Annotated in this window: 28 protein-coding genes; 12 read left to right on the top strand and 16 right to left on the bottom strand. The window is 65.2% G+C overall.

Going from position 1 to position 24,718, the window contains the following annotated elements; all coding sequences use genetic code 11:
- Positions 1-42 precede the first annotated feature (42 nt).
- Together FMM79_RS17285 and FMM79_RS17280 are read left to right on the top strand one after the other, a co-directional pair.
- Entirely contained in the window at positions 43-981 is a 939-nt protein-coding gene (locus tag FMM79_RS17285; RefSeq protein WP_148628679.1) for an ion transporter, read from the top strand.
- Positions 982-1,049: 68 nt separating this feature from the next.
- A complete protein-coding gene (locus tag FMM79_RS17280; RefSeq protein WP_240339283.1) occupies positions 1,050-1,463 on the top strand; it encodes a hypothetical protein in 414 nt (137 codons plus the stop codon).
- 36 nt (positions 1,464-1,499) lie between these two features.
- On the opposite strand, the gene FMM79_RS17275 is transcribed toward FMM79_RS17280, so the two are convergent.
- Positions 1,500-2,738: a dicarboxylate/amino acid:cation symporter gene (locus FMM79_RS17275; protein WP_148628748.1), complete on the bottom strand. Its 1,239-nt coding sequence runs from the start codon at positions 2,736-2,738 to the stop codon at positions 1,500-1,502.
- A gap of 81 nt (positions 2,739-2,819) precedes the next feature.
- Positions 2,820-3,965 carry a succinyl-diaminopimelate desuccinylase gene (gene dapE, locus FMM79_RS17270; protein WP_148628678.1) on the bottom strand — a complete coding sequence of 382 codons (1,146 nt, stop codon included), beginning with the start codon at positions 3,963-3,965 and terminating at the stop codon, positions 2,820-2,822.
- A gap of 60 nt (positions 3,966-4,025) precedes the next feature.
- Between dapE and FMM79_RS17265 the strand changes: the two genes are divergently transcribed.
- Together FMM79_RS17265 and FMM79_RS17260 are read left to right on the top strand one after the other, a co-directional pair.
- Positions 4,026-4,499 carry a cupin domain-containing protein gene (locus FMM79_RS17265; RefSeq protein ID WP_148628677.1) on the top strand — a complete coding sequence of 158 codons (474 nt, stop codon included), beginning with the start codon at positions 4,026-4,028 and terminating at the stop codon, positions 4,497-4,499.
- Between the two features lie 17 nt (positions 4,500-4,516).
- Positions 4,517-5,398 carry a PhzF family phenazine biosynthesis protein gene (locus FMM79_RS17260; protein WP_148628676.1) on the top strand — a complete coding sequence of 294 codons (882 nt, stop codon included), beginning with the start codon at positions 4,517-4,519 and terminating at the stop codon, positions 5,396-5,398.
- On the opposite strand, the gene FMM79_RS17255 is transcribed toward FMM79_RS17260, so the two are convergent.
- From FMM79_RS17255 to rpmH, 10 genes are all read right to left on the bottom strand, one after another.
- Positions 5,367-5,684, bottom strand: a complete 318-nt coding sequence (locus tag FMM79_RS17255) for a glycine zipper 2TM domain-containing protein (protein WP_240339282.1) — start codon at positions 5,682-5,684, stop codon at positions 5,367-5,369. The genes FMM79_RS17260 and FMM79_RS17255 overlap by 32 nt on opposite strands.
- A 147-nt stretch (positions 5,685-5,831) precedes the next feature.
- Complete coding sequence (locus FMM79_RS17250; RefSeq protein WP_371710954.1) at positions 5,832-6,698, bottom strand: S1/P1 nuclease; 867 nt, start codon at positions 6,696-6,698, stop codon at positions 5,832-5,834.
- Positions 6,695-7,363, bottom strand: coding sequence for a glutathione S-transferase family protein (locus FMM79_RS17245; RefSeq protein ID WP_148628674.1), 669 nt, complete (start codon positions 7,361-7,363; stop codon positions 6,695-6,697). Before FMM79_RS17245 ends, FMM79_RS17250 begins: the two co-directional genes overlap by 4 nt.
- An 87-nt stretch (positions 7,364-7,450) precedes the next feature.
- Positions 7,451-8,452 (bottom strand): inorganic phosphate transporter, encoded by a 1,002-nt coding sequence (locus FMM79_RS17240; protein ID WP_148628673.1) that lies wholly within the window; start codon positions 8,450-8,452, stop codon positions 7,451-7,453.
- A 16-nt stretch (positions 8,453-8,468) separates the two neighbouring features.
- Entirely contained in the window at positions 8,469-9,593 is a 1,125-nt protein-coding gene (locus FMM79_RS17235) for a DUF47 family protein (protein WP_148628672.1), read from the bottom strand.
- 155 nt (positions 9,594-9,748) lie between these two features.
- Positions 9,749-10,417 carry a ribosome biogenesis GTP-binding protein YihA/YsxC gene (gene yihA / locus FMM79_RS17230; protein ID WP_148628671.1) on the bottom strand — a complete coding sequence of 223 codons (669 nt, stop codon included), beginning with the start codon at positions 10,415-10,417 and terminating at the stop codon, positions 9,749-9,751.
- Positions 10,418-12,190: a membrane protein insertase YidC gene (yidC, locus tag FMM79_RS17225; protein ID WP_148628670.1), complete on the bottom strand. Its 1,773-nt coding sequence runs from the start codon at positions 12,188-12,190 to the stop codon at positions 10,418-10,420.
- 24 nt (positions 12,191-12,214) lie between these two features.
- The gene (gene yidD, locus FMM79_RS17220) at positions 12,215-12,511 is read right to left on the bottom strand and encodes a membrane protein insertion efficiency factor YidD (RefSeq protein ID WP_371710953.1); all 297 of its coding nucleotides are present in this window, start codon (positions 12,509-12,511) and stop codon (positions 12,215-12,217) included.
- Positions 12,508-12,975 (bottom strand): ribonuclease P protein component, encoded by a 468-nt coding sequence (gene rnpA, locus FMM79_RS17215; protein WP_148628669.1) that lies wholly within the window; start codon positions 12,973-12,975, stop codon positions 12,508-12,510. Before rnpA ends, yidD begins: the two co-directional genes overlap by 4 nt.
- Before the next feature lie 222 nt (positions 12,976-13,197).
- Positions 13,198-13,332, bottom strand: a complete 135-nt coding sequence (rpmH, locus tag FMM79_RS17210; protein ID WP_039388288.1) for a 50S ribosomal protein L34 — start codon at positions 13,330-13,332, stop codon at positions 13,198-13,200.
- Positions 13,333-13,590: 258 nt separating this feature from the next.
- Between rpmH and FMM79_RS17205 the strand changes: the two genes are divergently transcribed.
- Entirely contained in the window at positions 13,591-13,926 is a 336-nt protein-coding gene (locus FMM79_RS17205; RefSeq protein WP_148628668.1) for a hypothetical protein, read from the top strand.
- A gap of 7 nt (positions 13,927-13,933) precedes the next feature.
- On the opposite strand, the gene FMM79_RS17200 is transcribed toward FMM79_RS17205, so the two are convergent.
- Positions 13,934-14,698 carry an alpha/beta hydrolase gene (locus FMM79_RS17200; RefSeq protein WP_148628667.1) on the bottom strand — a complete coding sequence of 255 codons (765 nt, stop codon included), beginning with the start codon at positions 14,696-14,698 and terminating at the stop codon, positions 13,934-13,936.
- Between the two features lie 166 nt (positions 14,699-14,864).
- On the opposite strand from FMM79_RS17200, the gene FMM79_RS17195 reads away from it, so the two are divergent.
- Positions 14,865-16,373, top strand: a complete 1,509-nt coding sequence (locus tag FMM79_RS17195) for a YifB family Mg chelatase-like AAA ATPase (RefSeq protein ID WP_148628745.1) — start codon at positions 14,865-14,867, stop codon at positions 16,371-16,373.
- Between the two features lie 3 nt (positions 16,374-16,376).
- On the opposite strand, the gene FMM79_RS17190 is transcribed toward FMM79_RS17195, so the two are convergent.
- A complete protein-coding gene (locus FMM79_RS17190; protein WP_148628666.1) occupies positions 16,377-16,937 on the bottom strand; it encodes an alpha/beta hydrolase in 561 nt (186 codons plus the stop codon).
- 191 nt (positions 16,938-17,128) lie between these two features.
- On the opposite strand from FMM79_RS17190, the gene FMM79_RS17185 reads away from it, so the two are divergent.
- From FMM79_RS17185 to FMM79_RS17175, 3 genes are read left to right on the top strand one after another with little or no spacing between them, the layout of a single operon-like run.
- Entirely contained in the window at positions 17,129-17,797 is a 669-nt protein-coding gene (locus FMM79_RS17185) for a hypothetical protein (protein WP_148628665.1), read from the top strand.
- Positions 17,798-17,819: 22 nt separating this feature from the next.
- Positions 17,820-18,032, top strand: a complete 213-nt coding sequence (locus FMM79_RS17180) for a hypothetical protein (protein ID WP_148628664.1) — start codon at positions 17,820-17,822, stop codon at positions 18,030-18,032.
- A gap of 3 nt (positions 18,033-18,035) precedes the next feature.
- Positions 18,036-18,704: a DMT family transporter gene (locus FMM79_RS17175; protein ID WP_148628663.1), complete on the top strand. Its 669-nt coding sequence runs from the start codon at positions 18,036-18,038 to the stop codon at positions 18,702-18,704.
- Here FMM79_RS17175 and FMM79_RS17170 read toward each other — a convergent pair.
- Together FMM79_RS17170 and FMM79_RS17165 are read right to left on the bottom strand one after the other, a co-directional pair.
- Positions 18,701-19,441 carry a triacylglycerol lipase gene (locus FMM79_RS17170; protein WP_148628744.1) on the bottom strand — a complete coding sequence of 247 codons (741 nt, stop codon included), beginning with the start codon at positions 19,439-19,441 and terminating at the stop codon, positions 18,701-18,703. The genes FMM79_RS17175 and FMM79_RS17170 overlap by 4 nt on opposite strands.
- A 77-nt stretch (positions 19,442-19,518) precedes the next feature.
- Positions 19,519-20,100 carry a DUF3617 domain-containing protein gene (locus FMM79_RS17165; RefSeq protein WP_162528538.1) on the bottom strand — a complete coding sequence of 194 codons (582 nt, stop codon included), beginning with the start codon at positions 20,098-20,100 and terminating at the stop codon, positions 19,519-19,521.
- A 169-nt stretch (positions 20,101-20,269) separates the two neighbouring features.
- Between FMM79_RS17165 and uvrB the strand changes: the two genes are divergently transcribed.
- The 3 genes from uvrB (at position 20,270) to FMM79_RS17150 (ending at position 24,688) form a co-directional block, all read left to right on the top strand.
- Positions 20,270-22,459 carry an excinuclease ABC subunit UvrB gene (gene uvrB / locus FMM79_RS17160; protein WP_148628661.1) on the top strand — a complete coding sequence of 730 codons (2,190 nt, stop codon included), beginning with the start codon at positions 20,270-20,272 and terminating at the stop codon, positions 22,457-22,459.
- 129 nt (positions 22,460-22,588) lie between these two features.
- Positions 22,589-23,338: an SDR family NAD(P)-dependent oxidoreductase gene (locus tag FMM79_RS17155; protein WP_148628660.1), complete on the top strand. Its 750-nt coding sequence runs from the start codon at positions 22,589-22,591 to the stop codon at positions 23,336-23,338.
- 171 nt (positions 23,339-23,509) lie between these two features.
- Entirely contained in the window at positions 23,510-24,688 is a 1,179-nt protein-coding gene (locus FMM79_RS17150) for a helix-turn-helix transcriptional regulator (RefSeq protein WP_148628659.1), read from the top strand.
- Positions 24,689-24,718 lie beyond the last annotated feature (30 nt).

Here is a 24,718-nt window from a genome sequence, read left to right as displayed (position 1 = left end):
GCTAGGTTCTTGAGGGACCACGCAAAGCAGCCAGGAGGGGGCATGGCGGACGCGCAGACTTTCGAACACGAAACACGAGCCCGCCCGCTCTGGGGCGGTCCACCGCCGGGTTGGCGCGCGCGGATCTACCGCATTGCCTTCGAGGCCGACACGCCGGCGGGCCGCCTCTTCGACAAGGTGGTGATTGCCGCAATCCTGCTGTCCGTATGCATCGTTTTCGCCGATTCGATCCCCCGCCTCCACGCTCGCTGGGCCCGCCATTTCCTCTTCGCCGAGTGGGGCTTTACCGCGCTGTTCACCGCCGAGTACGCGCTGCGCCTCGTGTGCCTGCGTCAGCCCTGGCGCTACGCGAAGAGCTTCTACGGCATCATCGACCTGCTTGCGGTGGTGCCCACCTATCTTGCACTACTGTTTCCAGCGATCCACGTCCTGATCGACGTGCGGGTGCTGAGGCTGCTGCGCGTCTTTCGTATCTTCAAACTCACCGCTTACATCGCCGAGTACCAGCAACTGGCTGTCGCTCTGGTTGCAAGCCGCCGCAAGATCGCGGTCTTCCTCGCCTCTGTCGTACTTATCGTCGTCGTGCTCGGCTCGCTCATGTACGTGATCGAGGGGCCTACCCACGGCTTCACCTCGATCCCCGTCTCAATCTACTGGGCGATCACCACGATGACGACGGTGGGTTATGGCGACATCATCCCGCAGACGCCCGTGGGCCGATTTGTGACCGCGCTGATGATGCTGCTGGGCTGGGGCACATTGGCGGTGCCGACCGGCATCGTCACCAGCGAAATCGCGCTGCAACGGGGACGTGGGCCGGAATCGCTCGACCGCGCCACGCGCGGGGCCATCGGCCTCTCTCCGACGCCGCCCTGCACCGCCTGCGGCGAGGTCGAGCATCTGCCCCGCGCACGCCATTGCCACGCCTGCGGCGCACGCCTGCCGCGTGCCGCCGAGGCCCAGCCCGAGCCTACGCGCTGACACGCAGGCGGGAACATGGCACAATGCCACTTCGTTGCAGGAGTTCGAGACGCCATGGGAGAGCACCGATGACATTTCACGCCGCGACCAGGAGCCTCGTTCGCCTTCTGCCGCTTACCGCACCGCTGGCCCTTGCAGCCTGCACACAAGGGGAGACCCGCCCGCTATCGCCGCCCGAGCCCGCTGCCGAAGTGATCGGCGAGGCGCGCGATTGCCTCCCGCTCAACAGTTTCTCGACGACCGAGATCCGCGATGACTACACGATCGACTTCATGAGCGCGGGCCGCAGGAACGTGTGGCGCGTGACGCTGCCCAACCGCTGTTCGGGGCTGCGCGCGGCGGACACTTTCACCTACGAAACCTCGCTGACGCGCCTTTGTCGCAACGACATCATCTATCCGCTACAGCGCATCGGCAATGGATTCCAGCGCGCAGGCGGTTGCGGCCTTGCGCCCTTCGTGCCGGTCAAGCTCGAGAAGTAGAAGCCACAGGGCAGGCTCAAGCCCTGCCCTGCGCGATCAGACGTCGTCCGCGCTGATCATTTCCGCGCGGTCGATCTCGCCGGTCATCACCGCGACGGTGGTTGCGACTGCCGCATCACCCGAGACGTTGGTGGTCGTGCGCATCATGTCCATGATGCGGTCGACACCCGCGACAAGCGCGATAGTCTCAAGCGGCACGCCGACGGCGCCAAAGACCAGCGCCATCATGATGAGGCCCGCCCCCGGAATACCTGCGGCCCCCACTGCGCCCAGCGTGGAGAGGATGGAAATCAGGAAGTAGGCGCCCCAGTCGAGCTCGACCCCGAAGACCTGCGCGCCGAACAGCGTCGCCAGCCCAAGGTACATCGCGGTGCCGTTCATGTTGATCGTGGCGCCAAGCGAGACGACGAAGCTCGCCACCGCGTTCGAGACGCCCAGGTTGCGCTCGGTACAGCGCATGGTAACAGGCAGCGTCGCGTTCGAGGAGGCGGTGGAATAGCTGACCGCCATGGCATCGACGATGCCGCGGAAGAAGTCGTGCACCGGCAGACGCGCCAGGAAATGGATCATCGCCCCGTAGATACCAGCGATGATGAGAATGCAGCCGAGATAATTGAGGCCGACCAGCTTGGCGAGCGCGATCAGCGCGTCCTGCCCCAGCGTGCCCGCCACCCAGGCCATCAGCGCGAAGACGCCGAACGGGGTCAGCTCCATCACGATCATGGTGACCTTCTGCATGACGACCGAGCCCGCATCGAAGATCTTGATGAGCGGGTGGCCCTCTTCCTTGGCCATGAGGATGCCCACGCCGATCAGCATGGCAAAGACGATGAGCGGGAGAACCTGCGCATCGGCCATGACCTTGACCGGGCTTTCGGGGATCATCGAGAGGATCATGTCGACCGCAGTGGTCTCGTTGGGCGGGGGCACCGTGCCCAGCTCCAACCGGCTGGTATCAAGGCCCTCACCCGGCTTGAGCATGGTTCCCAGGAACAGGCCCAGCCACACCGCGATCTGCCCGGTGACGATGAAGAGCAGCATGGCGCGGCCACCCACCGCCCCCAGCTTGCGCAAGTCACCAATGGCGGTCACGCCCGAGACCAGCGAGAAGAAGATCAGCGGGACGACCAGCATCTTCACCGACTTGATGAAGAAATCACCGATCCACTTGATCGAGGCGGCCTCCGGCCCCCACCAGATCCCGACCGCGATGCCCAGCACCAGCGCGGCAATCACCCGCTGCCACAGGGGCACCTTGAACCAGAAACGCACCATCGCTTTAGAACCCTTATCCCCCGGGCTCACGCGTGGTGGCGGCCCCTCATCCTGCCACGCTCGCAAGTGCGAGCGGTTTTTTCAAGCCCGCAGAGCCGCTTGGGTTACCCGGGTGTAGATCCGCGCGAGCGTTTCCAAGTCCGCGATGGCCACCGCCTCGTCACGCTTGTGCATGGTTGCGTTGCACAGGCCAAACTCGATGACAGGCGCAATGTCCTTGAGAAAGCGCGCATCCGAGGTACCGCCCCCGGTCGAAAGTTCCGGTTCCACCCCGGTCTCGGCGCGGATTGCCTCGGCCAGCAGGTTGGAGAATTCACCCGGCTGGGTCAGGAAGGATTCGCCCGAGATAACGGGCCGCGCGGTACCGCCGTGCTTCTCGGCAATTGCGCAGACCCGTTCGCCCAGTTCCGCTCCAGTATGCAGGTCGTTGAAGCGGATCGAGATGCGTGCTTCGGCCCTGGCGGGAATGACGTTGTGCGCCGGATTGCCCACGGTGAGGTCGGTGATTTCCAGGTTCGAGGCCTGGAACCAGTCGGTGCCCTCGTCAAGCACGAGCGCGTCGAGTTCGGCCAGCATCGCGACCAGCTTGGTGATCGGGTTATCGGCAAGGTGCGGGTAAGCGACGTGGCCCTGCACCCCCTCTACCGAGAGGAAGATGTTGACCGAGCCGCGGCGGCCGATCTTCATCATGTCGCCCAGACGATGAACCGAGGTCGGCTCGCCCACGAGGATGAGATCCGGCTTCTCGTCATGGGCCGCCATCCAGTCCATCAACGCACGTGTGCCATAGGTCGCGGGACCTTCCTCGTCGCCGGTGACGATGAAACTGATCGTGCCCGCCTCAACCGGAATCTCGGCCGAGGCTGCGATCATCGAGGCGACCGAGCCCTTCATGTCGACCGCACCGCGCCCATACAGAAGTTCGCCGCGCCGCTCCGGCAGGAATGGGCCCGAGGTCCAGCCCTCGCCGGGCGGGACCACATCGACGTGGCCGGCAAAGCTGAAATGGCGGCTGCCTTCCGGGCCGCGGCGCACCGCATAGAGGTTCTCGACCGGACCATCGGGCGCCTCGCCCGCCACAAAGCGGTGGACCTCGAAGCCGAGCGGGGCCAGCTGCTCTTCCAGACAGTCGAACACCATGCCGGTGGCCGGGGTGACACTGGGGCAGGCGATCAGCGCTTCGGCACGTTCGAGGGCGCTTGCGGTAAGGGGCAGGGTCTGGGACATAGAAATGCGCCATCGCACAGCCCTTGCGTCTTGGCCATAGCCTCGTGAGGAGAGAGTACCATGCCCCGCATCGATCTCGACGCCCTGCCACGCTCGAACGCCACCGGATACCCTGCGCCTTTCGATGTGGCCGTGTCCGGACGCTGGTGGGCGCGGCTCGCAGGTCCTGGCGGTCTCACGCAGATGGGCGCCAGCCACGTCAGGCTTGAACCCGGCGCCTGGTCAAGTCAGCGCCATTGGCACGAAGGGCAGGACGAGCTCCTCGTGATGCTGGCGGGCGAAGCCGTGCTGGTCGAAGACGAGGGGCGCACCCTGCTGTCCGCAGGCGACATCTGCGCCTGGCCCGCCGGCGCGCCCAATGGCCATTGTCTCATCAACGAGAGCGCTGCACCCTGCACCTTCATAGCTGTCAGCGCTGGCCCTGAACGCGGCGGCTGCTATTCCGATATCGACATGGCCTGGGACGAGCGCGGCTTCGTTCACAAGGACGGTACGCCCTACCCCGGCGCCCTTCCTGCCTCTGCCACCACCTGAACCACGGACCTTCCCCGATGCCTCTCCCACGCGCCTATACGGTCGTCGATGTCTTTTCCCGCGAGCCTTTCTGTGGAAACCCCGTCGCCGTTGTTCTTGATGCACAGGGTCTATCCGACGCCGAGATGCAGACTATCGCGCGCTGGACGAACCTGTCCGAGACGACCTTCGTGCTACCGCCGAGCGACCCGCGCGCCGACTATCGCCTGCGCATCTTCACGCCGGCCAGTGAGCTGCCCTTCGCCGGACACCCCACGCTGGGAAGCGCGCATGCGATGATCACGGCGGGCCGGGTCACGCCCGGCCCCAAAGGGCTTGTTCAGGAGTGCGCGCGCGGGCTTGTACCGATCCGCGTCGAGGAGGCCAAGGGTATGCGCTACCTCGTCTTCACCCTGCCCGAAGCGCAGGTCACCCCGCTCGGGGATACCGCCATTGCCGAGCTTGAAGCCTATCTCGGTGCTCCCATCGACCGGGCCCTCGAACCGGTGCGCGTGGACGTCGGTGCGGTCTGGGTGGTAGCACGGCTGAAAAGCGCGCAGGACGTCCTCGCGCTCGAGCCCGATCTCACGCGCGGCGCAGCCTTCGAGCGCCGCGTGAAGGCCACCGGTACCAGCGTTTATGGCCCTCATGAAGATGGTGCTCCGGCGGATATCGAGGTCCGCTCGTTTTGCCCCGCCGACGGCATCCCCGAGGACCCGATCTGCGGGAGCGGCAACGGCGCGGTGGCGGTCGTGCGCAAGCGCGCGGACGAGCTCGGTCTGGGCGAGGCGCGCTACAGCGCGGCCCAGGGAAGCCGGGTTGGACGGGCAGGCCAGATTGCGCTTCGCGTCGCCACGGACGGCGCGGTCGAGGTCGGCGGGCTCTGCGTCACTTGCGCGAGCGGCCACCTCCACGCCTGACCTGCACGAACACGAAACGCGAAACGGCCCGGCAAGGGGATACCTGCCGGGCCGTTTCAATCCAGACAGGCACGACAGTCCGCCTGCCCTTGTCATCCCATCGATGGCACTTCAGGTCGCCCCGGTCGATCGAACGGCCGATGGCGCCGCCTAGCGCCCCGCCAACGAGCGAGCCGATGGTCCTGTCCTGCCCTCCGGCAAGGGCATTGCCTGCAAGCGCCCCCAGGCCGGGACCGACCAGCAGCAGGCCCAGGCCCAGCGCGACGACGATCTTCCCGTACAGCATCCTGTCCTCCATCGCATGGATGGAACGGGATGGAACCGGACTACGCCCGCCCAGGATCAGTTACAAGGCGCGGACCACATTTCTCGCTGTAGCGAGGGATTTCCCCCATCCGATCTCAGGGTCAGCCCCTAGGCAATCGACTATAGCTCAGCCTGCCAGCACGGCATCCAGGATCTTCGCAAGCCGCAGGCCAGCCTGCTCGATTCGCCGGTCGACGATGGGTATCGCTTTTTCGATCGCCGCGTTGTCCCAGACGACCTTGCCCACCTCCTTGGTCTCGCACGGCAGCGTCCCACCAAACGCGGCCGGATAGAGGAAGTCGCGCGAAACCTCATAGCTTTCGCGGGCCCAGTCTTCGACCTTGCCGGTTGCCAGCTCGGCCTTCTCCTCAGCGCTGTAGGCGCGCACCAGCGGTGGGCGCGCGGAAGTAATCGCGCGCTCGGCCAGCACCCCATCCCAGATCGAGTGAAGGTTGCGTCCCGGCGCAATGCCATAGTCGGCCTTCACGCGGTTGCCCCCAAGGTCATGGTTCTCGCCCACGTGAAGGGGCTGGTGCACGTCGCCCAAGAAGTGGACGAGGAAGGCCAAAGCTTCCAGGCGCAGGACCGGTGCCAATTTGCGGTTGGCGAGCAACTTCGCATTGCGGTCGATCTGCGCGGTGACGCAGTTGCCGTCACGGCAGGCAGCCTTGAAGTCGAACGGCTCACAGATCGGGATGTTCTGGTAGTGCCACGACGAGGCATAAGCAAAGCGCCAGCGCTCGCCCTTGACGCAATCGGGCCACACCGCGGCATCCTCCAGCGTCTTCATCGAACACCGGGGCGTGTCCATCTCGCTCTGATGGGCGAGCAGGCGTGCCATCGACACGCGCGTGGCCGGCTTCACGTTCTTCCAGGCGATGGCGCCAACGGTGCGGTGCCCCAGCGCGCCCCAGGCCTGCGCGGGCACGCTCGACAGCGCGAACCCTGCAAGCGCGGTAAGGCTCGCCACGAGACTGAGCAGATGACGCATCATGACTTCTCCGGGATCTCGTACTGTTCGATGACCCATTCCTCGGCTTCGGCCGCCGCGATCCAGGCCTGCATCCAGTCGTGTTCCCATACCGCCTGCATGTAGGCCTGCGCGAAGCCGGGCACGCCGATGCCGTATGTCAGAAAACGGCTGACGACGGGCGCGTAGATCAAATCGGCCGCCCCGAAGGTGCCGAACAGGAACGGCCCGCCCTTGCCGAAGCGCGCGCGTGCCTCGGCCCAGAGCGTGAGGATGCGCACGATGTCGGCGCGCACCTCGTCCGTCATCGGGGCATCGGGAATGCGCTTGCGCACGTTCATCGGCAAGGTGCGGCGCAGGGGCAAGTAGCTGGAGTGCATTTCCGCCACCATCGAGCGCGCCATCGCGCGCGCGGCCTCGTCCTTGGGCCAGAAGCGGTCACGCCCGACCTTGTCGGCGAGGTAGTCGATGATCGCGAGGCTATCCCAGACCACCGCATCGCCATCCCACAGGATCGGCACCTTGCCATGGCTGGGGGCGAGTTCCTCGCTACTTGTCTGGACGTGCTGCCAGTCCTCGCCCAGCATCGGCACGGTCAGTTCCTCGAAATGTAGTCCCGACTGCTTGCAGGCCAGCCAGGCGCGCAGCGACCAGCTGGAATAATTCTTGTTGCCAATGATGAGCTTCACGGCGCCGACACCCCCTCTGGCTGTGCCCGGCTGGCCTAGGGCCTCTCCCCTGGGATGTCGAGGGGGAGGCACGTCACCGGGCCCCGGTCAGAAGGCGCGGGTGATGAGATAGAAGATGGCGCCGACGATGGCGCTGGCCGGAATAGTGATGAACCAGGCCACGATCACGCGGCTCGCAACCGACCAGCGCACCGCACTTGCCCGGCGCGCCGCACCCGTCCCCACGACCGAGCCAGTGATGGCGTGCGTGGTGGACACCGGAATGCCCATTGCGCTCGCGCCAAAGACGACGATGGAACCGGCCGTCGAAGCGCAGAAACCGGAGTGGTGGTTGAGCTTGGTGAGCTTGGAGCCCATTGTCTTGATGATCTTCCAGCCCCCCGACAGCGTGCCCAGCGCGATCGCGGTGTAGCAGGAGAGCACAACCCATTCGGGCACGTGGAAACCACCTTCGAGGTGTCCGGTCGAGTAGAGCAGAACCGCGATGATGCCCATGGTCTTCTGCGCGTCGTTACCGCCATGGCTGATCGAATAGGCCGCCGAGGAAAACAGGTGCAGCGCCTTGAAGACAGTGGTCGAGCCGCGCGGACTGGTGCCCTTGAACAGCCAGCTCGTCAGCAGCATCAGCAACATGGCGATGCCAAAACCGATCATCGGCGAGAGGAAGATCGCAACCACCGTCTTGGTGGTGCCCGAACTCTCGACGACGCCAAAGCCACCGTGCATCATGCCCGCGCCCAGAAGGCCACCGATCAGCGCGTGACTGGAACTGGAGGGAATACCCTTGAGCCAGGTGACGACGTTCCAGAACATCGCGCCCACCAGCGCCCCAAAGACCACAGCCGGGGTGATCGCATCGGCATCGACAATGCCCTTGCCCACCGTCTCGGCGACGTGAAGCCCCACGAACCAGTAGGCGATGAAGTTGCCGCTCGCGGCGAAGAGCACGGCGACCACCGGCGACAGGAGGCGTGTGGCTACCACGGTCGCAATGGCGTTGGCAGCATCGTGCAGGCCGTTCAGAAAGTCGAAGGCCAGCGCAAGGCCGACGAGGCCAATCAGCAGCGGCAGGGCAAGCGTGTGATCCATGGGATAAGGCTACGGCTCAGGCGTGGTCGATGACGAGACCGTCGATCTCGTTGGCGAGATCCTCGAAACGGTCGACGACGCGCTCGAGGCGCTTGAACATTTCCTGGCGCACGATGAAGTGCAGCGGCTCGCTCTGCTGGCTTGCCTTGTAGACGCGCTTGAGACCCGCGGCGTGGATGTCGTCGGCATGGCCTTCCATGCGCACGAGGCGCTCGGTCAGCTCGTGCAAGCGGTGGCCATTGTCCGCAATCTTGCGCAGGAGCGGCATGATCTCGGCCGTGAGGCGCGCGGCATCAACGATGATCGCGGCCATGTCGACCATCTCGGGCTCGAATTCGGCGACTTCATAAAGGCTCACCGCGCCGGCAACCTGCTGCATCTCGTCGATGGCATCGTCCATCGTGGTGATGAGGCTGGTGATCGCCGAGCGGTCGAACGGGGTCAGGAAGGTGCGGCGCACCGACTGGAGCACCTCGCGGGTGATCTCGTCGGCGTCATGCTCCCGCTCCTCGATCTCGCGGATGTGCTGGTTGCGGCCCGGCCCGCCCTGCGCGAGGCGCGCCAGCGCATCGGCACCAGCGACGAGCGTTGCGGCCTGCTTTTCGAAAAGGTCGAAGAACTCACCCTGCTGGGGGAGAAGCTTCTGAAACCAGGCGAACATTGCATTGACTCCTGTCCTGTCGGCCATGGCCGAGAACACCCGTGCGGGGCTGGCGGCGGCGCGGAACTCGCTCGCACCGAAAGAGCGGATAAGCGCCCTCAGATCTTCCTCGTCGACCGCCTCGGCCGCCTCGGTCAGCGAGAACCAGCGCCGGTCACGCTGGTGCTGCTCGTCCCAGGTGTCGAGCATTTCGGTGACGGCGAAGGGAAAGACATCGACATCGGCCCACACCCGTGCGCCCGAGGCGCGCCGCTTGCGGTAGCGGAACGAGCCGAGCGGAATTGGGCAGACCGCGCCGAGCACGCCCGCTTCTTCCTCGGCTTCCTGCGCAGCCGCTGCGTGCGGGCTCTTGCCCTTCATCAGCCCGCCCTTGGGGATCACCCAGCGGCGCGTTTCACGCGAGGTGATGAGGAGGATCTGGACAGGGGCGTCGATCGCCGGGCTTTCGCTGCGGTATGGGAGAACGGCAATCTGACGCACGGTGTGTCCCTTGGCTCCTGGGTTTGAGGAAGGCGGCCCGGGGTCGGCCGATTCGGGCCGGGGCCGCCGCCCGATACCTGCCCGCAGGCCGTCACGCAATCGTCACAGTCCCGGATTTGCGGGGCGCGGCGCATTTGCGCCACACTCTGCAGCTGTCAGAGACGCGAATCCCCAAGCACGGCAGCACGCAACTCCGCGATCCCCAAGCCTTTCTCCGAACTGGTGACATGCACGAAGGGAAACGCGGCCGGGTGCTTGCGCGCTTCGGCCAGCGTTTCGGCGTGAACCTTCTCCAGTTCGGTCGCCTTGATCTTGTCGGCCTTGGTGAGGACGATGCGGTAGCCCACGGCGGCCTCGTCCAGCATCTTCATCATCTCGGCATCCACCGCCTTCACGCCGTGGCGCGAATCCACGAGGAGCAAGTTACGCTTGAGCACGACGCGGCCACGCAGGTAATCGCGTACCAGGCGGCGCCACTTCTCGACGACGGCCAGCGGGGCCTTGGCAAAGCCATAGCCGGGCATGTCGACGAGCCGGAAGTTGAGCGGTTCGCCCACCTCGAAGAAGTTGAGTTCCTGCGTGCGCCCCGGCGTCACCGATGTGCGCGCAATGGCCTTACGCCCGGTGAGCGCGTTCAGAAGCGAGGACTTGCCCACGTTCGAGCGACCGCAGAACGCGATCTCCGGCGCGGTCGGATCGGGCAGGAACTTGAGGTCCGGCGCGCTCTTGAGGAACGTGACTGGACCCGAGAAGAGCTTGCGCGCCTCCTCGATCAGCGCCTCGTCGCGCTCTTCCTTGCCGCCGAGATAATCCTGTGCGTCCACTTAGGCCTTACCCTTCTTTTCACGCGCCTTGGCACGAGCACTATCCTCGGCAACCTTCTCGGTCTGTGACTTGAGCTGGGGATGGCGCGAGTAGAGATACTTCTGCTGCGCAATCGTGAGCAGGTTCGAGGTGATCCAGTACAGGAGCAGACCCGAGGCGAACGGCGCCATCACGAACATCATGAACCAGGGCATGATCATGAAGATCTGCTGCTGGGTCGGATCCATCTGCGCCGGGTTCAGGCGGAACTGCAGGAACATTGTCACACCCAGCAGCAGCGCCAGCACACCGATCCCCAGGAAGCTCGGCGGATCAAACGGGATCAGGCCGAAGAGGTTGAGGATGTGCAGCGGATCGGGCGCGGACAGATCCTTGATCCACAGGATGAAGGGCTGGTGACGCATCTCGATCGCGAGGATCAGCGTCTTGTAGAGCGCGAAGAACACCGGGATCTGAAGCAGCATGGGAAGACAGCCCGCGAGCGGGTTCACGCCTTCCTCCTTGTACAGCTTCATGACCTCCTGCTGCTGCTTCTGCTTGTCGTCCTTGTAACGTTCCTGGATCGCCTTCATCTTGGGCTGGACGGCGCGCATGGCGGCCATCGAGGCGAAGCCGCGCTGGGCAATCGGGAACATGATGCCGCGCACGATGGCTGTCAGCAGGATGATCGCGACGCCGAAGTTGCCGACAAGGCTGAAGAGCTTCACGAGCAGCCAGAAGATCGGCTTCTCGAACCACCGGAACCAACCCCAGTCGATGGCAAGGCCAAAGTTGGTGATCCCTTGCGCTTCGTAAGCGTCGAGTACGTTGTGCTCCTTGGCGCCCGCGAACAGCTTGGTCCTCCGGCTCAGCTTCTCGCCGGGCTGGAGGGCCTGCTGCGGGTACATGAGGTCAGCGCGGAACAGGTCGTTGCCAAGCGCACGGTAGGTGCCGTCGGCCTTGGCGCCCACGGGGGCAAGCGTCGACATCCAGTAGACGTCGGTGAAGCCGATCCAGTCCGCGTTGCCCGCAGTCTCGATGGTCTTTTCCTCGGCGATGTCATCGTAGTCGGTGCCGAACGAAACCGAACCGTCGAACGCACCGACCGGGCCCGAATGGACCTGGAAGCTGTCGAGGCTGGCGGTCTTGCTGGTGCGGTTGATGAGCGCGAAGGGCTGGACGACAACCGGCGCGCCGCCGGTGTTCGCCACCGACTGCTCAACCGAAATCATGTAGTTGTCATCGACCTCGTAGGTCAGTGCGAAGGTCTGGCCCTTGCCGTTGTCCCAGGTCAGCGTGACCGGCGTGGAGGGGGTCAGCTTTGCACCGTCCTGCACCTTCCAGACCGTGGACGCATTGGGCGTCGCCGCGCCCTGCCCGACCCAGCCGAACTGGGCGAACTGCTGCGCGGGCGTGCCCGAGGGAGAGTAAAGACGGACCGGACCGGAATCCTTGTCCACCGTCTCGCGGTGTTCGTTGAGGACGAGATCATCGACGATGCCGCCGATAAGGTTGATCGAGCCCGACACTGCCGGGGCTTTGATCGCCACGCGCTCGCCAGCGGCCAGCGCGCTCTTGAGGTCCTTCTTTTCCAGCGCCACGGCGGCGGCGTCGCGAAGGCCGCCTTCACGGGTCGGCTTGCCGGGTTCGGTCGCTTCCTCGGCCCCGCCGGCCTCGACCGTCTTCGTGGGCGTCTTGGCCTGCGGGTAGAAGTAGCCGACACCGGCCTCCCACCCGAAAAGCACAAGCGCCGTCAGCACGACCGCTAGAATGATATTACGCTGGTTTTGCACGAAGGCTTTCCTGTCGTCGTCTCGTCAGTGGCAACAGCGGTCCGCCGATGCGGTCTCGCTCTTGGATTGGTTTTGCGTTCCGGGCACCGGATCGTAGCCGTGCCCGCCCCACGGGTTGCAGCGCAATAGACGCCATATCGCATAGCATCCACCCTTAATCGCACCGTGCGCACGCACCGCCTCGATGGCGTACTGCGAGCAGGACGGTGCAAAGCGGCAGGTGGGCGGCAGCACTGCTGATGGGCCGAGCTGCCAGGCCCGCGCAAGGGCAATCAGCAGCAGGCCGGGCAGCCGCGCAATGGGGGCCACGAGCCGCTTCACGGCCTCGCAGGCTCCGGCGCCGAAGAACGGGCCTGTCCGCCCTTGGCCTGGCCCTTACTCCGGTCCGCGCTTGAATGCTTGCGGGGAGGCCGTTTGCCCCGGCGAGGTCCACGCGGGGGATCGCCCTTCCCGTCACGCGCACGCCCGAGCGCAGCGACAAGCTCTTCGCGCAGAAGCGAAAAGTCGCGCTCGATGCCGTTTTCCCGGCCGATCAGTACGTGGTCGGTATCGGGCAGGCCGTGCTCGGGCAGAAGCTCGCGCAGAAGCGCCCGGAAGCGACGTTTCATGCGATTGCGGACAACGGCATTCCCGATTCGCTTGGTCACCGTGATCCCTGCGCGCACACCCTTGCCCGCATTGCGATTCGCAAGCAGGACAAAGCCCGCACGCGCCACCCGCGTACCCTTGTTGGCCGCGAGGAAGTCGGAGCGCTGGCTCAGGATCTGGTAGGGTGTCTGGGTCATGGCAAGCCGGAGCCTACCGCGGCGCGGCAGGCGGGCAAGCTCTCATCGGGCGAATCGCCAACCTGCCTCGACCGACAGGCCAAAGCGGAGGCAGATTCCCAAACGACGGCGGCCCGCGCAATCACCGAAAACCTCCCGAAGGAGACCCTGGTGCCTGCGCGGGCCGCGACGTTCATTTCCACCTTCCGGACGCGCGCCCGGAAAGCAGGAATGCCAATAAGATCAGGCCGAAAGCTTCTTGCGGCCGCGAGCGCGGCGCGCGCGAAGCACCTTGCGGCCACCGACGGTCGCCGTGCGTGCGCGGAAGCCGTGACGGCGGGCGCGGACAAGGCGGCTGGGCTGGAAAGTGCGCTTCATGTCAGTCCTCGAATAGTTCAATTGGCCCGTTCAAGGACCGAACAAAAAGGCCGCCTGCTGCGAGACGACCCCAAATCAGATGCGCGCCGATACGTGAGCCGAGAAAGAGAGTCAAGTTGAGGCCGGCGATTCATTGTCCTCTTGGCCGATTTCTTGCGCTTCTGGCTCAGCCGTGCTCTTCCTTGTGGGCACGAGCGAAAACCGCCGCCCTGCCGATCAGCCGACGAGGGGGCCACCCAGCACCAACGGAGCCCATAGATGAGCCTCATTGTAACCGGACTTTTCGTGAGCTTCCTAGCCCTCTTCGTAGTCGCTAGCCTGCTAGAGCAGCTGGTCTTCAAGCACCTCCTTCGCCGCGCAACCACCATCAAACTGCTTTCAACGCTGGGAGCATGGCTGATCGGCGCCGTTACCGTTGCGGGCTTCGCAGGTGAGATGCAATCCGACCTTTATGCCGGCTTTCTGGGCACGATGCTCGTCGGCCTTCTCGCCCTGGCTTTGCCTGCGGGCATTCTTGCGGTGATTGGTTACATGGGCGCGCGCCAGCGCGCCAAAACCGACTTGCCCGAAGATATCGAGAAAACCTTCACCTGACGCCCCGTCAGGAGCGCACATCCGGGGCCAGCGGCGCAGCCGCACCGTCGAACGGAACCCACAGGCTCATCACGCCCGCGCCGAACCAGCGCGCTTGGGTGAAGGGGACCGAATTGGTCATGGCGTAGAAGGCCTCGGCCTCGAGCGGGCTCATACCCATGTGCCTGTAGTAGTCGACATAACGGCGGTTCACCGGCGCGCTGAGCGCGTAGTCTCCCGGCTGCAGCCCATCCTCGTCAATCCAGGAATGGACCGCGAACTCCGCGCCGGGATCGGCGAGGCGGCGGGCACCCGCCAGGAACAGCTCCACCCCGCCAGAACGGACCGAGCCGCCCGAGGGTACATGCGTGGCAACCCCGCGCGCCCGGATCAGGCGCCCGAGTTCCAGATTGGCAAGGTCATCGCGCGTACCGGGGCATTCGACCATCTCCAGGACATTGATGCCCGGATAGTCGCGCAGCATCGCGGAGAACTGGGCCGGACTGCGCGGTCCGGTCGCATCGACAAGTGCCGCCCGCGCACCATCCAGCACGCGAAACGGGCCATAAGCCGCTTCACGCCCGGTCAGCTCGGGCAGGGAGACGTCGAGAACGGCGCCACCCGAAACCATCAGACGCGACCTGCGCGCACCTGGCCCGGAAAGGGACGTGTCATCCAGATCGAGCGTTTCATAGGCCAGACGCTGCGCCGCGGCCGGAGCAGCCCCGCACAGGGTGCCAAGACCCAGGGTGGAGGCTAAAATCGGCAATAGAGCGGCGGTGAATGAGCGCATGGGCAGAGAATGCCTCCCGGAGCCTTACCCAATCCGCGAGAGATGCGGTTAAAATGCTGTAAACTTTCACTCTCGCAACGCATTGTGGCTCGACAGGCAGCACCCTCGATGCAAATACTGCACGAAATACGGATTAATACTTATTCTATTCGTGGCAGGTACCTTTGTGGTCGCACTCATTTCGACGGTAGCTTACCTGGGCCTCGAAGCCCGTGCCGTCGAAGTCCAATGCCAGGTCGCGCCGGGAATGCCCGGCTTCGCGCTGGTCGGCCTACCCGACAAGGCCGTTGGGGAAAGCCGCCAGCGTGTCAGCGCCGCTCTCACCGCGATGGGCCTTGCCCTTCCGCCCAAGCGGATCACCATCAATCTCTCGCCCGCCGACCTCCCAAAGGAAGGCTCGCACTACGATCTCCCGATTGCACTCGCCCTGCTGACTGCGATGGGCCTGCTCGATGCCGAACAGATGGCCGAGGTCATTGCGGTGGGTGAACTCGCGCTCGACGGACGGATCATCCCTTCCCCCGGCGTCCTGCTCGCCGCCCTCCATGCCAGTGCGGCCGAGAAGACACTGATCTGCCCCGCCGCCCAGGGAACCGAGGCAAGCTGGGCAAACGGGGTCCCAGTTACTGCCGCGCCCGACCTCGTCAGCCTGATCAACCACATGAAGGGTACGCAAGTCCTCCCGCGCCCCATGCCCGGCCGCGTAGAAGCCTGTGCCCCAGGCCCGGACATGAAGCAGGTGAAGGGTCAGGAAACCGCGCGGCGCGCGCTGGAGATCGCCGCGGCGGGCGGGCATAACCTTCTCATGTGCGGGCCGCCGGGTGCGGGCAAGTCGCTGCTGGCCGCCTGCCTGCCCGGCATTCTACCCGAACTGACGCCTGGCGAAGCGCTCGAAGTCTCGATGGTTGCCTCGGTCGCAGGCACACTGGAGGAAGGGCGCATCAGCCGCGCGCGGCCCTATCGCAGCCCGCACCACTCCGCCTCGATGGCCGCGCTGACGGGTGGAGGGCTCAAGGTCCGGCCCGGCGAAGTCTCCCTTGCGCACCTGGGTGTCCTGTTCCTCGACGAGCTTCCCGAATTCCAGCGCGCGGTGCTCGATTCGCTGCGCCAGCCACTCGAAACCGGCGAGATCAGCGTCGCGCGGGCCAACGCCCATGTCACCTTCCCGGCCCGGGTCCAACTGGTGGCCGCGATGAACCCGTGCCGTTGCGGACACCTGGGCGATCCCGCACTTGCCTGTTCCCGCGCTCCCAAATGCGCAGCCGATTACCAGAGCAAGGTCTCCGGCCCGCTTCTGGATCGCATCGATTTGCACGTCGATGTTGACCCGGTGCGCGCGATTGACCTCGCCCGGCCCGGTTCTTCGGAAGACAGCGCCACCGTAGGTGCGCGCGTGCGCCGCGCCCGCGCGCTCCAGACCGACCGGCTTGCAGGCACCGGCGCGCGCAGCAACGCCGAACTGCAGGGCGAAGCACTGGAGACCCACGCGAGCCCCGACGAGGCAGGCCAGAAGCTCCTCCTCCAGGCGGCCGAGAGCCTCCACCTCACCGCGCGCGGCTACACCCGGATCCTGCGCACCAGCCGCACCATCGCGGATCTCGCCGGAGCCGAGACGATCGGACGCGCCCACATCGCCGAGGCGCTGAGCTACCGCCGCCAGCCGCCCCGCGCGTAAAACTCAGACACAGACGCGCGGCTGGCCGCATCCGGCGACGAAGGCCGCCAGAAGGCGCCGCCCTTCGTCCCAATCTCCAAGTCCACTTTCGGCGTTGATATGTCCACACGGGCCGATGTCGAGGAAGCCGGCACCACGGGCCTGCGCAAAATCCTGCGCGAAAGCGAGCGAGGCGTAAGGGTCATTGCTGGAGGCCAGGACGAGCGCGGGGAACGGAAACGCGACGCGCGGCACGTCGCGAAAACCTGCCGAGGCTTCGCGCGGGAACGCAAAGCCTTGCGGATCGGGCGGGGCGACCAGGAGCGCGGCGGCAATGCGCCCGGCCTCACCATGCCGCCCGGCCCAATGCGCCGTCAGCAGGCAGGCGAGCGAATGGGCGACGAGCACCACCGGACTCTCGGCCTGCTCCAGCCCCCGTTCGAGCGCTGAAAGCCAGTCTTCAAGATCGGGCCTATCCCAGCTGGCGGGCGTGAACCTTGTGGCGTCCTCCATCCGCGCTTCCCAGCGCGATTGCCAATGCGCAGCGCCAGACCCGCCGAAACCGGGAACAATAAGAAAGGACATGCGAACCTACCTGCCGTCTGATGAGGGGTCGGGGCGTGGATCGCCCGATGCACCCGGCACAGGCGCCTGAACAGGCACTTTCTCTGTCGCCCCCAACAGATAAGCTACCATCTTGGCAATTGCGCCCGCCCGAGCGAGCAGGCACAGCGAATACACAAGACGGCATTCCCGCCAAGCTGAGGATATTTTCGATGGGCAACGTCTGGAACCGGCGCCAGGTGCTGGCAAAGGCCGCTCTTGCGCCCGCGGCTGTTTCCACGCTGGCCCTGTCCACGCTGACGATGCCCGCGCACGCGCGGACCATCGACACCGGCTTCGAAGGACTGGTCGGCGAGCGGGCCGAAGGCACGCTCGATCTCCTGCGCGCCTCGCGCCAAGTCAGCTTCGGCGCAGGCAAGAACGTGTGGATCTGGATCTCCTCGCTCTGCCCCTACTGCCAGAAGTATTTCCGGGAATTTCCGGACCTCACGGTGCCAGGCTTTCGCGTCCACTATATCCCCTTCATCCTGGGCGAAGGCGAGACAGGCGCGGTTCTGAAAGTCCTTGACGACCCGAGCCAGGCCACCTTCCTGAAGTTCATGCGGCGCGAACTGAACGACACGCCGAGCATCGCCTACAACCCGTTCTACTCAGGACCGCTCAATTACACGGGAAGCGCCACCACGCTCCTGTCGCGCCACCACGCGCATATCCGTCTCGTCCAGAGCGCCTACGACGCCGATGCCGGTTTCCCGGTCGAGACCGGCCTCAACCGCCAGCTGTCCACCCCGCGCACGTTCTTCCGCACGCAGAAGGGCGCCTTGCTGATGTGGGGCGGAGGCTTTGGCAAGGCCCAGTTCGAGCGGCTGCGCGCACTGTGACACGCCCCTGCCGGACGCGGCGATGAGCCGCCGCGACGCGCCGTCCCTGGGCGCGGTTGGCGCGATCCTCGCCGCGCAGGTCTCGATCCACGTCGGCGCGGCTCTAGCCAAGGACCTCATCGGCGAACTTGGCGCCGAGACACTGGCGGCCATGCGCACCCTCCTCGCCGCCGCGATCCTGCTTCTCCTCGTGCGTCCGCGCCTCTCCCGGCTCTCTGGACGTCGGCCTGTGTGAATCATGCTCTACGGCTTCGCGCTGGGCGGCATGAATCTCCTCATCTACGAGGCCTTCGCGCGCCTTCCGCTGGGCGTTGCGGTGGGAGTGGAGATCTGCGGGCCTCTGGCGATTGCGCTCGGAGGCGCGCGCGGCCGCAAGGAACTTGCCTGGCCCGGTCTCGCCGCACTTGGCCTCATTGTCCTCATCCCCTGGCCGGGGCGTGCCCATGCACTCGATACCGTGGGCCTCCTTGCGGCGCTGGGCGCGGCCACCTGCTGGGCGCTCTACATTCTGCTTGGTCGTCGCGCGGCACAGGCCGGGAGCGGCACCGCGGTTGCGTTGGGCATGGTCGCGGCCTGCCTCGTCACCGTGCCCAGCGCGCTTGCAAGCGGGGCGCACGCTCTGCCCTCACTGCCTCTCTGGGGCCTCGCCCTGGTGGTGGCGGTGCTGTCGAGCGCACTGCCCTATGCACTGGAGATGCACGCCATGGCCGCCCTTCCCGCCCATATTGTCGGTCTTGTCGCGAGTACCACGCCCGCCATGGCCGCGCTTTCCGGCGACCTTCTCTTGGGCGAGGCGCTGACGGTCTGGCAGATGGTGGCCATTGCGCTGCTGATCGTCGCGGCGGCTGGCTGCACGCTGACCGCACGTCCACCCGTCGCGGGCCTGAGCGACGAGGCGCTGACCTAATCGGCGCAGGCGGCCTCCTCGTGGTCGATCTGGCGCAGGACTTCCCCGATTACGCGCGCGTCGCTGGCAAAGCCCAGGTGCGAGCAGCGGATCGCGACCGCGCGGTCACGTTCGACGGGCCAGCCCTTGGCCGAGCGGGGATGGATCACCCCGTCGCGCGGGCTCCATAAGGCGATCGTGGGCACCGGCGGCTTCTCGCCCAGCACGCATTCGATGGGCGGTGCATCGACCGCGTGGCCGGTGATGACCTGGTAGGCGCGCCAGGCATTATTGGCCCGCGGGTTGCCCGAAAAGGGCGTGCCCATGGTGATGACCTTGGCGACCGCCTCGGGCTGGCGCCGTGCAATCTCGCGCGCAAAGAGGCCGCCCAGGCTCCAGCCGACCAGCACAACCGGACGACGATGGGTCCGCGCCAGCCCTCCCACCCGCTTCATCAGGAAGGAAAAGTTCTCCGGTGTCGGTCCGAAATTGACGCCAAGTCCCCATTCGTGGACCTCGTGTCCCGCCGCGCCCAGCGCATCGGCCATCGGCTTCATCCGCTTGGGATGTGCGCCGAAACCGGGAAGCAGCATCACCGGCTGGGGATGGCGCGCCGGAGCGACCCGGGGGTCAGCCCCGCGCCCGCGTCCCCATAGCGACGCGAACTCCCGCGCGAAGAGGCCAAGCGCGGGCTTACGCACTCCGGGGGGATGCGGCTGGCGGGCCAGCGCCGCACGGCGCAGCACTTCCCCGCGCATATCCCCCCATGTGTCCCACGTCGGCTGCTTCACTTTCGCGTTATCCTTTCCTGCCTTGCGCGTTCAGATCCGGCGGTTCAATCGGCGCAATCCCCGGTCCGCTCGGAGACCATCCGCATCGTCATGTTCATCTCGGACATCGGCGCCTGACCGCCCGTCACCTTCATTTCCATCAGGATATTGGATGTGGTGGCACTGGCCGATCCGCGCAACGTCATGACCGCCGTTCCCTGACTGGGATGTGCACAGGTCATCTGCGCATCGAGCGCCTCGCCCGAGACGGCAAAGCGGTCGTAGGAGCAGTTGGAGGTCTCCCCGACGTTGTCGAACATGTCGCGAAAACCCTCCTCGGCCTCCGCCTTGGTCAGGCAAAAATTCTCGGTCCGGTCCTTGGCCATCATGCCCTTCACCTGCCCGGCGATCTCGGCAGGCAGACCCGGCGCCTCGAAGTTCTCGATCGTGATCGTGCGCGCATAGAGGCCGGGTTCGGGCTTCACCAGATCTCTTGCGGCCTCCTTCATCTTGGCCAGCGAAGGCGGCTCGCCGCGCCTGGCCGCGTCCGCCGAACCTGCGTTATCATCACCGCTCGAACTGCAGGCCGCCAGTGCCAAGCTCGCCAGCGTCAAACATGCGTAAAAACGAACTCTGCCCTGTGCCATCGTCCTGTCCTCCTCGCTCGAAACGCCCCGCGCGCCGCGCCGAACCCGCGCCTTGCGGGACTGCGCGGCTAGCACCCCGGGGCGCCTCTCTCCAACCATTACAGTTCAATGACACACTCTTGTCAGCAAGAGATTGAACGGCCGCTCTCCCGTCTCCATATGTTCCGCCATGACCGAACTCATCATCCGTCGCGGACTGGACGAGCCGGATACCTCGGGCTCGTTCACCCCGCACAAGCCCCAGCGCCCCGAAAAATCCCTCCCCGGCAAAACCTTCCGGATTGAATCCGAGTACGAGCCGGCAGGCGACCAGCCCACCGCGATCGCCGAACTGGTGGAAGGCGCAAGGGCCGAGGACAAGACCCAGGTTCTTCTGGGCGTGACCGGTTCGGGTAAGACCTTCACCATGGCCAAGGTCATCGAGGAGCTGCAGCGTCCAGCCCTAATTCTCGCGCCCAACAAGATTCTCGCCGCCCAGCTCTACGCCGAGATGAAGGACTTCTTCCCCGAAAACGCGGTTGAATACTTCGTATCCTACTACGACTATTACCAGCCGGAAGCCTACGTCCCGCGTTCGGACACCTACATCGAGAAGGAAAGCTCGGTGAACGAGGCAATCGATCGGATGCGCCACTCGGCCACCCGCGCCCTGCTGGAGCGCGACGACGTCATCATCGTCGCCTCGGTCTCGTGTCTCTACGGTATCGGCTCGGTCGAAACCTATTCGGCGATGACCTTCGATGTCGTCTCGGGCACCGAGGTCGACCAACGCGAACTGATCCGAAAGCTCGTCTCGCTCCAGTACAAGCGCAACGATGTCTCCTTTGCGCGCGGCTCGTTCCGGGTGCGCGGCGACAACCTGGAAATCTTCCCCTCGCACTATGAGGACACCGCCTGGCGCGTGTCGTTCTTCGGCGATGAAATCGAGGAAATCTGCGAGTTTGACCCCCTCACCGGCAAGAAGGGGCCGACCCTCGACAAGGTGCGCGTCTTCGCCAACTCGCACTACGTGACGCCCGGCCCGACGATGAAACAGGCAAGCGAGGCGATCCGTTTCGAACTCGACGAAAGGCTCAAGGAACTCCACGCCGAAGGCAAGCTGCTGGAGGCCCAGCGCCTGGAGCAGCGCACCAACTTCGACCTGGAGATGATCGCGGCAACCGGCTCGTGCAACGGTATCGAGAACTACTCGCGCTTCCTCACCGGGCGCCTGCCCGGCGAGCCCCCGCCAACGCTTTTCGAGTACCTCCCCGACAACGCGCTCCTCTTCGTCGATGAGAGCCACCAGACCGTGCCGCAAATCGGCGCGATGGCGCGGGGTGACCACCGCCGCAAGATTACGCTTGCCGAATATGGCTTCCGCCTGCCCTCGTGCATCGACAACCGCCCGCTGCGCTTCAACGAATGGGACGCAATGCGCCCGCAGACCTTCGCGGTCTCGGCCACGCCGGGCGGCTGGGAGATGGAGCAGACCGGCGGCGTCTTTGCCGAACAGGTCATCCGCCCGACCGGCCTGATCGACCCGCCAGTCGAGATCCGCCCGACTGAGGACCAGGTCCAGGACTGCATCGCCGAATGCAAGGCCACCGCCGAAAAGGGCTTCCGCACGCTCGTCACCACGCTGACCAAGCGCATGGCCGAGGATCTGACCGAGTTCATGCACGAGGCAGGCGTGCGCGTTCGCTACATGCACTCCGATGTCGAGACGCTGGAGCGCATCGAGTTGATCCGCGACCTGCGCATGGGCGTTTACGACGTGCTGGTGGGCATCAACCTCCTGCGCGAAGGCCTCGACATTCCCGAGTGCGGGCTCGTCACCATTCTTGATGCCGACAAGGAAGGCTTCCTGCGCTCGGAAACCTCGCTGATCCAGACCATCGGGCGCGCGGCGCGCAACTCGGAAGGCCGGGTCATCCTCTACGCCGACCGCATGACCGGCTCGATGGAGCGTGCCATCGCAGAGACCGACCGGCGCCGCGAGAAGCAGCAGGCCTACAACGAGGAACACGGCATTACCCCCCGGACGATCAAGCGGCGCATTGCCGACATCGTCGCGGATACGGCAAGCCGGGACGGGGTTACCGTCGACATCGAGACCCAGGACGGGGCCAACAACCTCGTCGGGCACAACCTGCGCGCCTATATCGAGGACCTCGAAAAGAAAATGCGCGCCGCCGCCGCCGACCTTGAATTCGAGGAAGCCGGACGCCTGCGCGACGAAATTCGCAAGCTGGAAGCGAGCGAATTGGGCCTACCCGAGGGCGAGCATAAGGCCCCGCTGGTCGGCCGCTCGAACGAAGGCAAGCCGGGCACACGCAAGATGCGCTATGGCAAGCAGACCAAGAAGTGGGGCAAGTAGGCCTGCCTAATCTCCAGAATATATATGTGAAACAAGGATATGGCCTGATCGTTCAAGGGGTGTAACGCAAGGCGCGCGGCCACGCCGCCGCCCCCCTGCGCAAACATGCCAAGACAAAGGAGACCCCACGTGGAATTGCAGGACCAGGCCATCATCGTGACCGGCGGGGCGAGCGGCATCGGCCGTGAAACCTGCCTCGCCCTTGCCCGCATGGGCGCAAATATCGTGGTGGCCGACTTCAACGCCGAGGGAGCAGCCAAGGTCGTGGAGGAAGTGAAGGCGCTGGGGGTTGCCGCGCACAGCTTCAGGGTCGATGTCTCGGTCGCACAGGAGGTCGAGGCACTTGTCGATTTCACCGTCGAGACGCTGGGCACCTTGAACGGCCTATTCAACAACGCCGGGATCGGGCTGGTGAAGCCTTTTCTCGAAATGGACCCGGCCTCCTACCTCAAGGTCATCGAGGTCGACCAGCACAGCGTCTATTATGGCATGTACTACGGCGCGAAGAAGATGGTAGAGCTGGGCACGAAGGGCACCTTCGTGAACACCGCCTCGATCTACGGCTCGGTCGCCTCGCGCGAGAACTTCAACTACAACGCAGCCAAGGCCGCGGTCATCGCCATGACCCGCTCGGGCGCACTGGAACTGGCCGAACACGGCATCCGCGTGGTCGGCATCGCGCCGGGCTACATAGATACCCCGATCCTGGGTACAGATGCAGGCGTGAAAGAACAGCTTGCCGCGCAGCACATGCACAGGAAACTGATTGCGCCCGAGAAGGTCGCAAGCGTCGCGGCCTATCTCTTCACCGACGCAGCCCAGGCCGTCAACGGCGCCACGGTGCCCGTTGACGACGGTTTCCTCGCCTTCAAGGAATAGGCCACAGTCCCTGAAAAAATACCCGGAGGCTCCCAAGAGCCTCCGGGCAGTGCAAGGATTGGCCGAAACCAGCCCTCGGGTCGCATGGATACAATGTCTGCAAATTGCAGACTTGGCATGCCACGATCATGGTATGGGAACGGCTTCGGACCCTAGTTTCCCTTGCGCACAATGCCTGATCCCGACACATTTGCCGGTGTGGGGCAGAAAAAGTGCATAGACAGCGAATCGCTAGCGCACTTACGCAGCGCGATTGAGCAGGCCCCCTTCCATCCGGAGGGGTGGCGTCATGCACTCTACAGCCTGGCCGAAGCGACCGGCTCCCCGCGCGCGCAGATCCTGGCTCTTGGTGAGCGGCACTTGGCCTTCAACTGGGTCAACAAGACGCCTGATGATTTCGAGACGGTCATCCAGGATATTGACGCCTATCGCCCCGATGCGAACTACCGCATCGCCGCGATGGGCAAGCCCATGGAGCTGACCTGGGAGGACCACTACGACGCTGTCCGGGCCAATCACACCGATGAGCGCTATCTCGAGATGGCGCGCCGCTACGATTTCGAACTTGGCGCGCAGATGGTCCTCTCGCAAAAGCCCGGGCTGTTCTTCGGCGTCGCGATCATGCGCAGCGAACGCGAAGGGCGCACCACCGAACATGAACGGGCCATCCTGGCCCAGGTCGCGCCGACGATCCTAGCCGCCATCCGCACCCAGGAAGCGATCGAGCACGCCGGCGCGAAACTGCTCCACGGCTCGCTCGAGGCGATGGACACCGCCGCGATCCTGCTCGATGGCCTTGGCAAGACAACCTTCGTCAGTCCTGCCGCCCAGCGCCTGCTGGGCCCGGAGACCCTGCAGGTATCGGGCGGCGCGCTGCACGCCCAGCGCCCCGAATTCGACCGCCAGCTTGGCCGGAAGATCGGCAAGGCCCTCGCTGGCGAGGATCCCGGCCCCGCCGACCTGTGGATCCGCACAGGCAAGGGACTCATGCTGGTCGACGCGCGTCCCCTGCCCCATGGCGACTGGCACCTAGGCCCCAGCGCCCGCGTCATCGTCAGCCTGAGGCCCCTACGACCCTCCGGGATGGGCCACGACCCCGCTGAAAACGCAAAAAAGGTTGGGCACATGGGCAAGCAGCTGGGTCAGGCGATGGGGCTGACCAAGACCGAAGGCGAAGTCGCCGCGCTTCTCGCGCAGGGGCTTTCACGCAAGGATATTGCCGCACTGCGGCAAGTCAGCCCGCAAACGGTAAACAGCCAGCTGCGCACCATTTTCCTCAAGTGCGAGGTCAATCGCGAAGGCGAACTTGTTGCAATTGCAAGATCTATTCTCGACGCGATCGGCAGCTGACCCTCCCCTGTCACGGTCCCGAAAAGGGGC

Source organism: Novosphingobium sp. BW1, from assembly GCF_008107685.1.
GTDB lineage: Bacteria > Pseudomonadota > Alphaproteobacteria > Sphingomonadales > Sphingomonadaceae > Novosphingobium.
Note: the sequence above shows the minus strand (reverse complement) of the source record. Positions and strands in the feature narration are given on the sequence as shown.

Excerpts from the sequence above, each read along its gene's own strand:
- FMM79_RS17285 (WP_148628679.1), top strand. The coding sequence starts at position 43 with ATGGCGGACGCGCAGACTTTCGAACACGAAACACGAGCCCGCCCGCTC.
- FMM79_RS17280 (WP_240339283.1), top strand. The coding sequence starts at position 1,050 with ATGACATTTCACGCCGCGACCAGGAGCCTCGTTCGCCTTCTGCCGCTT.
- FMM79_RS17275 (WP_148628748.1), bottom strand. The coding sequence starts at position 2,738 with ATGGTGCGTTTCTGGTTCAAGGTGCCCCTGTGGCAGCGGGTGATTGCC.
- dapE (WP_148628678.1), bottom strand. The coding sequence starts at position 3,965 with ATGTCCCAGACCCTGCCCCTTACCGCAAGCGCCCTCGAACGTGCCGAA.
- FMM79_RS17265 (WP_148628677.1), top strand. The coding sequence starts at position 4,026 with ATGCCCCGCATCGATCTCGACGCCCTGCCACGCTCGAACGCCACCGGA.
- FMM79_RS17260 (WP_148628676.1), top strand. The coding sequence starts at position 4,517 with ATGCCTCTCCCACGCGCCTATACGGTCGTCGATGTCTTTTCCCGCGAG.
- FMM79_RS17255 (WP_240339282.1), bottom strand. The coding sequence starts at position 5,684 with ATGCTGTACGGGAAGATCGTCGTCGCGCTGGGCCTGGGCCTGCTGCTG.
- FMM79_RS17250 (WP_371710954.1), bottom strand. The coding sequence starts at position 6,698 with ATGATGCGTCATCTGCTCAGTCTCGTGGCGAGCCTTACCGCGCTTGCA.
- FMM79_RS17240 (WP_148628673.1), bottom strand. The coding sequence starts at position 8,452 with ATGGATCACACGCTTGCCCTGCCGCTGCTGATTGGCCTCGTCGGCCTT.
- rnpA (WP_148628669.1), bottom strand. The coding sequence starts at position 12,975 with ATGACCCAGACACCCTACCAGATCCTGAGCCAGCGCTCCGACTTCCTC.
- rpmH (WP_039388288.1), bottom strand. The coding sequence starts at position 13,332 with ATGAAGCGCACTTTCCAGCCCAGCCGCCTTGTCCGCGCCCGCCGTCAC.
- FMM79_RS17205 (WP_148628668.1), top strand. The coding sequence starts at position 13,591 with ATGAGCCTCATTGTAACCGGACTTTTCGTGAGCTTCCTAGCCCTCTTC.
- FMM79_RS17200 (WP_148628667.1), bottom strand. The coding sequence starts at position 14,698 with ATGCGCTCATTCACCGCCGCTCTATTGCCGATTTTAGCCTCCACCCTG.
- FMM79_RS17190 (WP_148628666.1), bottom strand. The coding sequence starts at position 16,937 with ATGTCCTTTCTTATTGTTCCCGGTTTCGGCGGGTCTGGCGCTGCGCAT.
- FMM79_RS17185 (WP_148628665.1), top strand. The coding sequence starts at position 17,129 with ATGGGCAACGTCTGGAACCGGCGCCAGGTGCTGGCAAAGGCCGCTCTT.
- FMM79_RS17180 (WP_148628664.1), top strand. The coding sequence starts at position 17,820 with ATGAGCCGCCGCGACGCGCCGTCCCTGGGCGCGGTTGGCGCGATCCTC.
- FMM79_RS17175 (WP_148628663.1), top strand. The coding sequence starts at position 18,036 with ATGCTCTACGGCTTCGCGCTGGGCGGCATGAATCTCCTCATCTACGAG.
- FMM79_RS17170 (WP_148628744.1), bottom strand. The coding sequence starts at position 19,441 with ATGCGCGGGGAAGTGCTGCGCCGTGCGGCGCTGGCCCGCCAGCCGCAT.
- FMM79_RS17165 (WP_162528538.1), bottom strand. The coding sequence starts at position 20,100 with ATGGCACAGGGCAGAGTTCGTTTTTACGCATGTTTGACGCTGGCGAGC.
- uvrB (WP_148628661.1), top strand. The coding sequence starts at position 20,270 with ATGACCGAACTCATCATCCGTCGCGGACTGGACGAGCCGGATACCTCG.
- FMM79_RS17150 (WP_148628659.1), top strand. The coding sequence starts at position 23,510 with ATGCCTGATCCCGACACATTTGCCGGTGTGGGGCAGAAAAAGTGCATA.